The sequence below is a fragment of the Pseudomonas sp. REB1044 genome, from assembly GCF_038813925.1.
GTDB lineage: Bacteria > Pseudomonadota > Gammaproteobacteria > Pseudomonadales > Pseudomonadaceae > Aquipseudomonas > Aquipseudomonas boreofloridensis.
The window spans coordinates 122,162-135,094 of the sequence record NZ_CP046139.1 but is presented as its reverse complement, the minus strand read 5'-3'; the positions used below and the strand labels follow the sequence as shown (position 1 = coordinate 135,094).

At 65.7% G+C, this 12,933-nt stretch carries 9 protein-coding genes and 1 pseudogene; 4 read left to right on the top strand and 6 right to left on the bottom strand.

All coding sequences use genetic code 11. From position 1 onward, the window contains the following. Positions 1 to 40 precede the first annotated feature (40 nt). Positions 41 to 709, top strand: a complete 669-nt coding sequence (gene elbB, locus GKC70_RS00655; RefSeq protein WP_342650147.1) for an isoprenoid biosynthesis glyoxalase ElbB — start codon at positions 41 to 43, stop codon at positions 707 to 709. A 32-nt stretch (positions 710 to 741) separates the two neighbouring features. On the opposite strand, the gene GKC70_RS00650 is transcribed toward elbB, so the two are convergent. The 3 genes and pseudogenes from GKC70_RS00650 to GKC70_RS00640 all read right to left on the bottom strand — a co-directional run bounded on the left by GKC70_RS00650 (position 742) and on the right by GKC70_RS00640 (position 4,212). Beyond that, complete coding sequence (locus tag GKC70_RS00650) at positions 742 to 1,194, bottom strand: YaiI/YqxD family protein (RefSeq protein WP_342650146.1); 453 nt, start codon at positions 1,192 to 1,194, stop codon at positions 742 to 744. A 67-nt stretch (positions 1,195 to 1,261) separates the two neighbouring features. Further along, positions 1,262 to 3,193 carry a cytochrome c/FTR1 family iron permease gene (locus GKC70_RS00645; protein WP_342650145.1) on the bottom strand — a complete coding sequence of 644 codons (1,932 nt, stop codon included), beginning with the start codon at positions 3,191 to 3,193 and terminating at the stop codon, positions 1,262 to 1,264. A 93-nt stretch (positions 3,194 to 3,286) separates the two neighbouring features. Beyond that, positions 3,287 to 4,212: pseudogene (locus tag GKC70_RS00640) on the bottom strand (LysR substrate-binding domain-containing protein). A gap of 158 nt (positions 4,213 to 4,370) precedes the next feature. Here GKC70_RS00640 and GKC70_RS00635 point away from each other — a divergent pair. Continuing rightward, on the top strand, positions 4,371 to 5,759 hold the full coding sequence (locus tag GKC70_RS00635) for a NorM family multidrug efflux MATE transporter (protein WP_342650144.1): 1,389 nt from the start codon (positions 4,371 to 4,373) through the stop codon (positions 5,757 to 5,759). A 39-nt stretch (positions 5,760 to 5,798) separates the two neighbouring features. Here GKC70_RS00635 and GKC70_RS00630 read toward each other — a convergent pair whose 3' ends face one another. After that, complete coding sequence (locus tag GKC70_RS00630) at positions 5,799 to 7,472, bottom strand: bifunctional diguanylate cyclase/phosphodiesterase (RefSeq protein ID WP_342650143.1); 1,674 nt, start codon at positions 7,470 to 7,472, stop codon at positions 5,799 to 5,801. 252 nt (positions 7,473 to 7,724) lie between these two features. Here GKC70_RS00630 and rep point away from each other — a divergent pair, with 252 nt between their 5' ends. Beyond that, a complete protein-coding gene (gene rep / locus GKC70_RS00625; protein WP_029614721.1) occupies positions 7,725 to 9,734 on the top strand; it encodes a DNA helicase Rep in 2,010 nt (669 codons plus the stop codon). Positions 9,735 to 9,806: 72 nt separating this feature from the next. Next, positions 9,807 to 10,379 carry a xanthine phosphoribosyltransferase gene (locus GKC70_RS00620; RefSeq protein ID WP_029614720.1) on the top strand — a complete coding sequence of 191 codons (573 nt, stop codon included), beginning with the start codon at positions 9,807 to 9,809 and terminating at the stop codon, positions 10,377 to 10,379. A 7-nt stretch (positions 10,380 to 10,386) separates the two neighbouring features. Here the strand turns inward: GKC70_RS00620 and GKC70_RS00615 are convergent, their stop codons facing one another. Both GKC70_RS00615 and GKC70_RS00610 read right to left on the bottom strand, forming a co-directional pair. Next, positions 10,387 to 12,252 (bottom strand): acetyl-CoA hydrolase/transferase C-terminal domain-containing protein, encoded by a 1,866-nt coding sequence (locus tag GKC70_RS00615; protein WP_342650142.1) that lies wholly within the window; start codon positions 12,250 to 12,252, stop codon positions 10,387 to 10,389. Between the two features lie 155 nt (positions 12,253 to 12,407). Then, positions 12,408 to 12,830 carry a c-type cytochrome gene (locus GKC70_RS00610; RefSeq protein WP_240326934.1) on the bottom strand — a complete coding sequence of 141 codons (423 nt, stop codon included), beginning with the start codon at positions 12,828 to 12,830 and terminating at the stop codon, positions 12,408 to 12,410. Between the last annotated feature and the right edge of the window lie 103 nt (positions 12,831 to 12,933).

Below are 12,933 nucleotides of genomic sequence, written 5' to 3'. Positions count from 1 at the left end.
ACGACAGGATTTCGAGCGTCTCGACACGGGAGTAACGAACATGACAAAAAAAGTCGCGGTGATTCTATCGGGCTGCGGCGTCTACGACGGCGCCGAGATCCATGAAAGCGTGATCACCCTGCTGCGCCTCGACCAGCGCGGCGCCCAAGTGCAATGCTTTGCCCCGGACGTGGCACAGTTGCACGTCATCAATCACCTGACCGGCGAAACCATGCCCGAGTCGCGCAACGTACTGGTGGAGTCGGCGCGCATCGCCCGCGGCGAGGTCAAGGACGTGCGCGAAGCCAAGGCCGAGGACTTCGACGCGCTGATCGTGCCGGGCGGCTTCGGCGCTGCGAAGAACCTGTCCAACTTCGCCGTCGAAGGCGCCAACTGCACTGTGCATCCCGATGTGCTGGCGCTGGCTGAAGCCTTCGCCGCCGCCTGCAAGCCGGTCGGTCTGATCTGCATCTCGCCGGCGCTGGCCGCGAAAATCTATGGTCCAGGCGTAGTCTGCACCATCGGCAACGACGCCGACACCAGCGCTGCGGTAGTGCAGATGGGCGGCACCCATGAAGACTGCGATGTGCACGACATCGTCGAAGACACCCAGCGCAAGTTGGTGAGCACCCCGGCCTACATGCTGGCCACCTCGATCAGCGAGGCGGCGAGCGGTATCTACAAGCTGGTCGACCGTGTGCTCGAACTGACCCACGAAGACGATCAGTAAATGCCCGGGGGCGCTAGACGCCCCCTGTCTGTTCAGCCTTTGCACAGCCGCGTCAGGATGCGATCCAGGGCGTTGGCGAAGGCCTGCTTCTCGCGCTCTCCATAGGGCGCTTGCCCGCCCCCCACCTGCCCCTGCTCGCGCAATTCGGTGAACAGATTGCGCACGGCCAGACGCTCGCCCATGTTGCGCTCGTCGAACTCACGCCCCCGTGGATCGAGCACCGCGACGCCCTTCTTGATCAGCCGATCGGCCAGAGGCACGTCGCTGCAGATCGCCAGCTCACCGGGCACGGCATGCTCGACCAGATAATCGTCGGCGGCATCCATGCCGCTGGGCACCACGATTAGGCGCACGATGGCGAACGCCGGCTTGGCCACCGCCTGGCCGGCCACCATCACCACTTCCAGCTTGCGCTTGAGGGCGAATTTGACGATCAGGTCCTTGGCCGCCTTGGGGCAAGCGTCGGCGTCGATCCATATGCGCATGGGGGGAGTTCCGTCGTTCAAAAGGACACTAGTGTCGGACCCAACTGGACACAGGGCAAGCGCCACCTCAATCCGCCGCCGCCCGACGCTTCTCGGCCATCCACGAGCGTCCGTACAGCAGCACGACCGCTAGCAAGGCCACGGCCTGCGCAGCCAACGAATAGGCATCGGCATGAATGCCCAGCCAGTCGAATTCGAAGAACGGCACTGGCCGCGTGCCCAGCACGCCGGCTTCCTGCAACGCCTTCACGCCATGTCCGGCGAACACCACCGACAGCGCGCAGAGCAACGCGGCGTTGATGCTGAAGAACAGCGACAGCGGCAAGCGCGCCGAACCACGCAGGATCACCCAGGCCAACCCCACCAGCAGTACCATCGCCGTGGCGCCACCGGCGAGCACCGCCTGATGCCCTGCAGGACCGGCCTGCAACCACAAGGTCTCGTAGAACAGGATCACCTCGAACAGCTCGCGGTACACCGAGAAGAACGCCAGCAGGGCGAAGCCGAAGCGCCCACCACCGCCGAGCAGGCTGCGCTTGATGTAGTCCTGCCAGGCGTCGGCGTGGCGCCGGTCATGCATCCACACCCCCAGCCACAGCACCATGACGGCGGCGAACAGCGCCGTACAGCCCTCGAGCAGCTCGCGCTGGGCGCCGCCGACGTCGATTACGTAAGCCGCCAGCGCCCAGGTGGCAAAGCCGGCGAGCAACGCCAGGCCCCAGCCGATGTTCACGCTGCGCACCGCCGATTGCTGGCCGGTGTTGCGCAGGAAGGCCAGGATCGCCGCCAGCACCAGGATCGCTTCCAGGCCTTCGCGCAGCAGGATCAGCAGGCCGGAAACGTAGCTCAGCGACCAACTCAGGCCATCGCTGCCCAGCAGCTTGGCGGCCTGCGTCAGTTTCACCTTGGCTTCGTCCAGGCGCTGCACCGCCTGCTCCACCGGCAAGCCGTCCTGCAGCGCCTGGCGGTAAGCCATCAGCGACTTCTCGGTGTCCTTGCGCACCTGCGCGTCGATGTTGTCGAGCGAGCTTTCTACCAGCTCGAAGCCTTCCAGGTAGGCCGCCACCGACAGGTCATAGGCCTGGTCGTGATCGCCCTCGCGATAGGCCGCCAGGCTCTTGTCCAGGGTGCTGGAGGTGTAGTCGAGCAACTGCGCCGGCCCGCGCTTGACCTGCGGCGGCTGGGCACGCTGGGCGCGGAATGCCGCCACGGCCTCGGCGCCTTGGCTGGCGGCGACTTCGGCCGGGGTCTGACGCGCCAGATCGGCGATGTTCCAGGTGACGTCGCCCTTGCCAGCCTGAGGGTCGGCGCTGAGGCTGGCGATGTAGGCGGCCACATCCCAACGCTGACGCTCGTCGAGCTGATCGGCGAACGACGGCATTTCAGTGCCTTCGATGCCCAGCCCCAGGGTGTTGTACAGGTCGAACAGGCTCAACTGGTCGAGCCGCTCGACGTTGCGCAGGTTGGCCGGCGCAGGCTCCAGGCCGACGCCCGCAGGACCGTCGCCGGCGCCCGTGTCGCCATGGCAGATCGCGCAGTTCTGCGCATACAGCGATGCGCCGCGCGCCGGGTCCGGGGTGATCACCGGGGCCTGGCTGACCTCGTAGGCCACCGCCAGGCGCGCGCCCAACTGTCGCGCCTGATGGGCCACCGCTGCGCCCGCTTGACGCTGGTCGATGGCCTGGCGCAGCGCCTGCACACCCTGCACCAGCGCATCGCGCTCGGGATGGGCCGGCAAGCCTGCGAGCAGCTCCGCCAGCACTGCGCCGAACTCCTGCTGCTCGCGGTACTCCGGGTCGTCCAGCACCTGGCCATCGCGCACCGTCGACGGGTAGTCGGCGCTGATGTAGTCCAGTAGATGCAGGGCCTTGGTGGCTTCTGCGGGGGACTCGGCCACAGCCAGGCAACTGCACAGCGCCAGCACCGGCAACAACAGCCAGGCCAGCAGAGAAGAGCGGGAATTCATGGCGAATCTCGGCGGGAATACGAAAGCGAACATTGTTCACTTCCACTTCGCGCCACTCAAGCGGCGCGCAGGGATTTCATGAAAAATCTTGCGACAAATCAGTAGGACATCGCGTCATCAACGCCATCAACCCGCGTCAAGGATTTCCACGTCCGGCAGGTCCATCGACGCGGCTTCCTCCTGCAGGAAGGCGCTCAAGCGCCGCAGACGCTCACCACCGGGCCGCGTGCGTGGCCATACCAGGTAGTAGTCCAGCCCGCTGGGCACAGCGGTGGGCCAGGGCAGGCTCAGGCGGCCGGCGGCAACGTCCTCGGCCACCATCAGCAGGTCGCCCATCGACACACCGTAGCCACGGGCGGCGGCGATCATGCCCAACTCCAGGGTGTCGAACACCTGCCCACCTGTGATCGGCACCGTTTCGCTCAGGCCCATGCGCGCCAACCAACTGCGCCAGTCGCGGCGGTCGGGGTGGGGTGCAGCAGCTCGGTCCCGGCCAGCCGCCGCGCATCCCAAGGGGCCTCGACCTGCAATTGCGGTGCACCGACCGGAATCAACAGCTCGGCGAACAGTCGACGCACTTCCCAGTCGGCGGAGAAGTTGCCGTCGCTGAGCAGCACGGCGCAATCGAAGGGCTCTTGGTTGAAGTCCACATGGTCCACGTCCATCCAGGCACTGGTCAGTTGCACCTCGTTGCCCGGCTGCAAGTGGCGAAAACGACTCAGGCGCGCCAGCAGCCAGCGCATGGTCAAGGTCGAGGGCGCCTTCATGCGCAGCATGTCGTCCTCGCCACGCAGGGTGTTGCAGGCGCGCTCCAGGGCTGCGAAGCCGTCGCGTACGCCGGGCAGCAGCAGGCGCGCGGCTTCGGTGAGCTGCAAGCTGCGACCGTGGCGGATGAACAGGCGGCAGCCGAAGTGCGCTTCCAGGGTGCGGATATGCCGGCTGACCGCGCTCTGGGTGATGGACAGCTCTTCGCCCGCGCGGGTGAACGAGCACAACCGCGCTGCGGCTTCGAATGCGCGCAACGCATAAAGGGCAGGCAACTGACGAGACATGCGGCTCCCGTAAAAAGGACATGGCGTGACCGAAGTGGATCTTAGCTGCATGAGTTCAACTCATGCTAAGCATCGCATTTATCCTTTTGTGCAAACCTGACCGAGGCCGCAGAATCGTCCACTTTCATCGCCGCGCCCACACCGAAGGACTCTGCCCCATGCACGTCGCGCCCACCACCGAACTCAAGGCCTTGCTGCGCCTGGCAGGCCCTCTGGTCGCCTCGCAACTGGCGCACATGCTGATGGTGCTCACCGACACCCTGATGATGGCCCGCATCAGCCCGCAGGCCTTGGCCGGCGGCGGGCTGGGCGCGGCCAGTTATTCGTTCGTGTCGATCTTCTGCCTGGGCGTGATCGCCGCCGTCGGCACCCTGGTGGCCTTCCGCAAGGGCGCAGGCGACATCGCCGGTGCCACGCGCCTGGCGCAGAACGGGCTGTGGCTGGCCTGGGGCCTGGCCTTGGCTGCCGGCCTGGCGCTGTGGAACCTCAAGCCGCTATTGCTGCTGTTCGGCCAGCGCCCGGACAACGTCGAGATGGCCATGCAGTTCCTCACGCTGCTACCCCTGGCGCTGCCCGGCTACCTCACCTTCATGGCCCTGCGCGGCTTCACCAGCGCTTTGGGCCATTCCACCCCGGTGATGGTCATCAGCCTGGTGGGCACGGTGCTCAACTACCTGATCAACCATGCACTGATCGAGGGGCTGTACGGCTTGCCGAAGCTCGGCCTGATGGGCATCGGCCTGGTCACCGCCGTGGTGTCGCTGGGCATGGCGGTCGCCCTGGCGCTATACATCCGCTGGCACCGCGCCTACGACGCCTATCCCCTGCGCCAGGGCCTGTCGCGGCCGTCGCTGGAGGCGCTGCGCGAACTGTGGCGACTGGGCCTGCCGATCGGCGGCACGTATATCGTCGAAGTGGGCCTGTTCGCCTTCGCCGCCCTGTGCATGGGCGTGCTGGGCAACACGGAGCTGGCCGCGCACCAGATCGCCCTGCCGATCATTTCGGCAGCGTTCATGGTGCCGACCGGGTTGTCGTACGCGGTGACCATGCGGGTCGGGCTGTACTACGGCGCCGGCAACCTGCTGGCGGCCCGCAGCGCCGGACGGGTGGGCATCGGCATGGGCGCGGTGATCATGTTCGCCTTCGCCGTGCTGTTCTGGTTGTTCCCGGACACCCTGGTCGGCTGGCTGGTGGACCGCCATGATCCGGCCTTCGCCGACATTTTCACGCTGGCCGTGCAACTGGTGATGGTGGCGGCGTGGTTCGAGCTGTTCGACGGAACCCAGACCATCGCCATGGGCTCGATCCGTGGCTTGAAGGATGCCAAGACCACCTTCGTCATCGGCTTGCTGTGCTACTGGCTGGTCGGTGCCCCCGCCGCTTGGCTGTTCGCGTTCACCCTCGGTGGCGGCGCCGTGGGCATCTGGTGGGGACTGGCGCTGGGTCTTGCGTGCGCCGCGGTGGCACTGACCTTGGCGTTCGAGTGGCGGATGCGGCGGTTGCTGGACAGGGCCGGTGCTGGCCAGCCGCTAGCCTCGCGGATCTAGCGGCGTTGATCCATGGGCGCGGGTTCACGCGCGCTCCGTTCATGGGGGAGCCTGACCCGCACGCTCCCCGCCGCACGCCTCCAGCAGGTACTCCATCAGTTCGTCCACCGGTAGAGGCCGACTCACCAGGAAGCCCTGCACCTGGTCGCAGCCAAACTCGCGCAGCAAGGCCATCTGTTCCTCGCTTTCCACGCCTTCGGCCACCACCTCCAGGTTGAGGTTGTGCGCCAGGTTGATCATCGCGTGCACCAGCTTGCGGTTTTCTTCGCGCTGCTCCATGCCGGCGACGAAGCTGCGGTCGATCTTGAGCAGCGCGATGGGCAGGCTGTTCAGGTGCACGAACGACGAGAAGCCCGTGCCGAAATCGTCCAGCGAGAAGCGCACGCCCAGCCGCCCGAGGGCATCCATGGTCTGGCGCACCACCTCGTTGCGGCGCATCACCGCCGTTTCCGTCAGTTCGAACTCCAGCCAGCGCGCATCGACGCCATGCTCGACGATCAGCCGACTCAGGGTGGCCAGCAGTTGGCTGTCCTGGAACTGGCGGAAGCTCAGGTTCACCGCCATGTGCAAGGGATCGAGGCCGCGCAGTTGCAAGATCTGCATATCGCGCAGGGCGCGGCAGATCACCCAGTAGCCCAGCGGCACAATCAGCCCGCTCTGCTCGGCCAGCGGTACGAACTCGTTCGGTGCCAACAGGCCACGCTGCGGATGGCGCCAGCGCACCAGCGCTTCCAGACCGACGATACGTCCCGCGCCCAGGTCCAGGCGCGGCTGGTAGTGCAGCTCCAGCTCATCGCGGCGCAGCGCCCGCCGCAGCTCGCTTTCCAGGTCGGCCAGGCTGCGGGCATGACGATTGATCCGCTCGTTGAACACATGGTACGTGCAGCCCTGGACGCCCTTGGCCTGGCGCATGGCAATGTGCGCATGCCACATCAGCGGGTCGGCGCCCGCCTGGGCGCGGGCGTGGGCCAGGCCCAGGCTGCACCCCAGCAACAGGCTTTCACCATCGACCCAGTAGGGCTCGGCCAGGGCTTCGACGATGGCCTCGGCAATGCGCTCGGCGCGGCCGGTGTCGTGGCGGGTATCGATCAGCAGGGCGAACTCGTCGCTACCCAGGCGCGCCAACTGATCGTCAGCCCCCAGCAACTGCTTGAGCCGGTGCACCACCTGCAATATCACCCGGTCGCCGCCCTGATGGCCGAGCGCGTCGTTGACGTGGCGGAAGGTGTCCAGGTCCAGGTGACCGAGGGCCAGGCCACGACCGCCATGCTGGGTCAAGCGTGCGGCCAGCAGCGCCTGGAAGCCCTGGCGGTTGGCGATGCCGGTGAGCGGGTCCTGCTCGGCCAGGCGCTGCAACGAGGCCACCAGCGCGCCGCGCTCGCGCACATGGCGCAGTGAGCGACGCAGCGTATCGCTGCTCAACTGGTCACGCACCAGCCAATCGCTGACGCCTTCCGGCGCGTTATCCGGCTCGGCGTCGAGCAGCAGGATGACCGGCAACGCGCAGCGGCCCACCGCTGGCTGCAACTCCGGCGTGGCCAGCACCACCGCCTGGCGGTCATGGGTGAAGAGGCTGTCCACTGCCTCCCAGCTCGGCGCGGTCAGCAACACGGCGCTGTCGGCCAACGGTCGCGCACAGTCGCGCAACAGGGCAGCCCAAAGCGGCTCCTCGGCCAACAGCAGCAGACGCAAGGGTTCGGTGGGCGTGGACAAGCGGGCTCCTTAGGCCGTGGACCGATGATGTCGAGTAGCCATATGCTAACCGACAATTAGCAATGATTCTCACTTTTAAACGTGGCGGTCCCTGCCCGGCTTTACGACGGATTTCGGGGTGCATCCTGCGCCAAACGCGCCGCCTGGGCAATTGTGTCGAAACCCGACAGTGCCCGGTCGGACGGTCGCGCCACAACCCCCCATGCCTGCTAGAATGCGCGGCTATTTTTCTGGTCACCCCCGGTTTCTAGCATGTCCCGACTCAATCCCCGGCAACAGGAAGCCCGAGACTACGTCGGCGGCCCTCTCTTGGTGCTCGCCGGTGCAGGCTCCGGCAAGACCAGTGTGATCACGCGCAAGATCGCCCACCTCATCCAGAACTGCGGCATCCGTGCTCAGTACATCGTCGCCATGACCTTCACCAACAAGGCCGCGCGCGAGATGAAGGAGCGGGTCGCCACCCTGCTGCGCCCGGGCGAGGGCCGGGGCCTGACGGTGTGCACCTTCCACAACCTGGGCCTGAACATCATCCGCCGGGAACACCAGCGCCTGGGCTACAAGCCAGGTTTCTCGATCTTCGACGAGTCCGACATCAAGGCGCTGCTGTCGGACATCATGCAGAAGGAATATTCCGGCGACGACGGCCTGGACGAGATCAAGAACATGATCGGGTCGTGGAAGAACGACCTGATCCTGCCCGCCGAAGCCCTGGAAAAGGCGCGCAACCCGCGCGAGCAGACCGCCGCCATCGTCTATACCCACTACCAGCGCACGCTCAAGGCGTACAACGCGGTGGACTTCGACGACCTGATCCTGCTGCCGGTCAAGTTGTTCCAGGAGCACCCGGACGTGCTCGACCGCTGGCAGAACCGTGTGCGCTACCTGCTGGTCGACGAATACCAGGACACCAACGCCAGCCAGTACCTGCTGGTGAAAATGCTCATCGGCCTGCGCAACCAGTTCACCGTGGTCGGCGACGATGACCAGTCGATCTACGCCTGGCGCGGCGCGCGCCCGGAAAACCTGATGCTGCTCAAGGAGGACTACCCGTCCCTGAAGGTGGTGATGCTCGAGCAGAACTACCGCTCCACCAGCCGCATCCTGCGCTGCGCCAACGTGCTGATCGCCAACAACCCCCACGACTTCGAGAAGCAGTTGTGGAGCGAAATGGGCGTGGGCGACGAAATCCGCGTGATTCGCTGCAAGAACGAGGAAGCCGAGGCCGAACGCGTGGCCATGGAAATCCTTACCCTGCACCTGCGCACCGACCGTCCCTACAGCGATTTCGCCATCCTCTACCGCGGCAACTACCAGGCCAAGCTGATCGAGCTGAAGCTGCAGCACCACCAGGTGCCCTATCGCCTCTCCGGCGGCAACAGCTTCTTCGGACGCCAGGAGGTCAAGGACCTCATGGCCTACCTGCGCCTGCTGGTCAATCCGGACGACGACAACGCCTACCTGCGGGTGATCAACGTGCCACGCCGTGAAATCGGCTCGACCACCCTGGAGAAGCTCGGCAACTACGCCACCGAGCGCGGTGTGTCGATGTACGCCGCCAGCGAGGAGATGGGCCTGGGCGAGCACCTGGACGCGCGCTACACCGAGCGCCTGCAGCGCTTCAAGCACTGGCTCGACGGTGTGCGCCACAAGGTCGCCCTGGACGACCCGATCGCCGCGCTGCACGAGATGGTCAAGGACATCGACTACGAGAACTGGATTCGCCAGAACACCGCCAGCGACAAGGCCGCGGATTTTCGCATCGGCAACGTCTGGTTCCTCATCGACGCCCTGAAGAACACCCTGGAGAAAGACGAAGAGGGTGACATGACCATCGAGGACGCCATCGGCAAGCTGGTGCTGCGCGACATGCTCGAACGCCAGCAGGAAGAGGAAGAAAACGCCGAGGGCGTGCAGATGATGACCCTGCATGCCTCCAAGGGCCTGGAATTCCCCTACGTGTTCATCATGGGCATGGAAGAAGAAATCCTGCCCCACCGCTCCAGCATCGAAGCCGACACCATCGAGGAAGAACGCCGTCTGGCCTACGTGGGCATCACCCGCGCGCGCCAGACCCTGGCGTTCACCTTCGCCGCCAAGCGCAAGCAGTACGGCGAGATCATCGATTGCACCCCCAGCCGCTTCCTCGACGAGTTGCCACCGGACGACCTGGCCTGGGAAGGCCTGGACGACGCCCCGGTGGAGGTCAAGGCCGCGCGAGGCAACAACGCACTGGCCGACATTCGGGCCATGCTCAAACGCTGAATCACCCCTACTCTTTCAACCTGTGCCGCGACCCTTGGATGCGGCGACTTTTGCTACATCGAGGAATACACAGTGCAAGCACTGCATCAGAAGATTCGCGAAGAAGGCATCGTGCTTTCCGATCAGGTTCTCAAAGTCGACGCGTTTCTCAATCACCAGATCGATCCTGCCCTGATGCAGCTGATCGGTGACGAGTTCGCCCGCCTGTTCGCCGATGCCGGCGTGACCAAGATCGTCACCATCGAAGCCTCCGGCATCGCGCCGGCCGTGATGACCGGCCTGAAACTGGGCGTGCCGGTGATCTTCGCCCGCAAGCACCAATCGCTGACCCTGACCGAGAACCTGCTGACTGCGTCGGTGTACTCGTTCACCAAGCAGACCGAGAACACCGTGGCCATTTCGCCGCGCCACCTGAACAGCAGCGACCGCGTGCTGGTGATCGACGACTTCCTGGCCAACGGCAAGGCCTCGCAGGCGCTGATCTCGATCATCAAACAGGCCGGTGCCACCGTGGCAGGCCTGGGCATCGTCATCGAGAAGTCGTTCCAGGGCGGCCGCGCCGAGCTGGACAGCCAGGGCTACCGTGTCGAGTCGCTGGCGCGGGTGCAGTCGCTGGCAGGCGGTGTGGTTACCTTCATCGAGTGACCACTTGCTACGGGCGGGTCGCGTGCAGGCCCGCCAGCAGCAAGCGCTGGTACAGCTCCTCCTTCAGGCCTTCGGGCTGGGCCAGGTTCATTCGCGCCAGGTGCGCCGGATACGCCTCAGGCTCGGGCGCATCCAGCGCTGCCTTGCCCAGCGACAGCGCTTCGCTCAGCTTGAATTTGCTCTTGAGCCAATTCAGCGCACGCAGCACGTCCTGCTCTTGAGCCGTGAAGTCGCTGCCCAGCGGGTACTCGGCGAACATCGACGCATGCCGCGCCCTGATCGCCTCCAGGCGTTCGGGCGTGTTATCGGTGAAGCGGGCGTCCAAGGCGAAATCCTGCGCCAGTTTGCCGGCCTTCTTGGCCTGGGCCATCAGCGTTTGCTGGAAACGTGAGTCGCTGATCGCCAACAGCCGTGCGATAACCTCGCTGTCGGTCTGCCCGCGCAGGTCGGCGATGCCGTATTCGGTGATGACGATGTCGCGCAGATGGCGCGGGATGGTGCAATGCCCGTACTGCCAATACAGGTTCGAGCTCACTTCGCCACCGGCTTCACGCCAACTGCGCAGCAGCAGGATCGAGCGCGCGCCTTGCAATGCGTGGCCCTGGGCGACGAAGTTGTATTGCCCACCGACGCCGCTGAGCACCCTGCCGTCTTCCAACTGGTCGGCCACCCCGGCACCCAGCAAGGTCATGCCGAACACCGTGTTGACGAACCGCGCGTCGCGCCGCTGTCGGCGCTTGAGCGCTTCGTCGCCGTACAACTCGTTGATGAAGCTGATGGCCGTCATGGAAAAACGCGCGCGCTGCTCCAGCGACATGTGCCGCAGGCGCTGGTAGAAATCGGCCGGGCCGAGGAAGAAGCCGCCGTGCACCAGCACGCCGTGCTCGTCAGCCGGACGCCGCACCACGCCCGCCTCGGCCAGCGTCAGCAGGCCGTTGACGAACATCTCGCTGCAGCCATACAGGCCCTGGGCGAAGTCGTCCTGCCCGCCCTCACGGTCGATCAGGCTCCGCCAGGGGCTGAGGTCGAAGTCGTCCAGCAGCGCCCGGTAGGCGGCGTTGTCGGCCTGGCGCGCCAGAAGAGCCGCCGCCACCGCATCGCCCATGGCACCAATGCCGATTTGCAACGTACCGCCATCGCGCACCAGCGTGCTGGCGTACACGCCAATGCAGTGGTCCTGGACGGTGACCGGCATGTTCGGCGTGCTGAACAGGCGCCGCTGCTCGACTTCGTCGATCAGCAGGTCGAAGGCCTGGATGTGCAACTCGGCATCGCCCGGCATGTAGGGCAGTTCGGCATGCACCTGGCCGAGCATGAGCACGGTCTCGCCAGCTGCGCGGCGTGCGGCGACCATCGGCAGCAGGTCCAGGGTGATGTCGGGGTTGCAGGCCAGGCTGAGGTGCTCCGGGCGCTCCGGCGTGGCGGCGACCAATTGGGCGATCAGGTTCAGGCCCTTGGCATTGATGTCACGGGCGGCGTGGCTGTAGTTGCTACTGACGTAGTCCTGCTGGGCAGACGCGCTGTGCAGCAAGGAGCCGGGCTGCATGAAGAACTGCTCGACGCGGATGTTGGCCGGCAGTGTGTCGTCGCGCAGGTCCTTGAGGTAGTCGAGCTCTTCGTAATCGGCGAACACCCGTTCGAGGAAGGGTTCGAGAAAGCGCTGCTGCAGGCCCTCGCCGAGCGACGGTCGGCCCAAGCTAAGGGCGGTGTAGATCGTCAGGCGGCGCTCGGGCAGCGCGCGGATGCGGGCGTAGAGCGCATTGACGAAGGCATTGGGCTTGCCCAGCCCCAGCGGCAGGCCCATGCGGATATGGGCCGGGAGACGGGCCAGGGCCTGGTCGACGGCGTGGTCGATCGAGCAACGGTGGGGCATTGGAAGCTCCTGCGGCGTGTGAGGCGTACAGGATGTGACCATTGCCGGGAGCGGGTGGCTCCCGACCTGTCGTGCAAATGCTACGACGACCCGCGTTCGTTGCGACCGGTTCGCGGCACGAGGCCGCGTCTACACCACCGTCTTCTGGCGTGGGATCAGAGCCCGGACATCTTCTTGATAGCGCCCTTGAGCTCGTCGTCCGAGCAGTCGCCGCAGGTGCCCTTGGGCGGCATGGCGTTCAGGCCGGTGATGGCCTTGGCCAGAATGCCGTCCAGACCACCCTGGTGATCGGCGCGCTCTTTCCAGGCCGCCGTGTCGCCGATCTTCGGCGCGTTCAGCAGGCCAGTGGCATGGCAGGCGTTGCAGTGCTTGGCGACGATGTCGTCGGCGCTTCTGGCGCCAGCGCCGGCGGCCGCAGCGGTGACGGCCATGCCTTGGCATTCCTGGCCCTGAATGCACACCTTGCCGACTGGCTCCAGGCGCTTGGCGATGTCGTCGTTGGTCGCTGCGGTCGCACTCAGCGCCCACACAGCGAACAGGGCTGCTGGTACGGCCAGCATCTTCTTGATTGGGTTCACGCGTACACCCTCATGGTGGCTGATCAGGCTCGCGGCCACGGTTGGCGAGCGCGGCCGAGTATAGCGACAAGCCCTGAGGGCGTGAACGACCCTACTGCGTAAA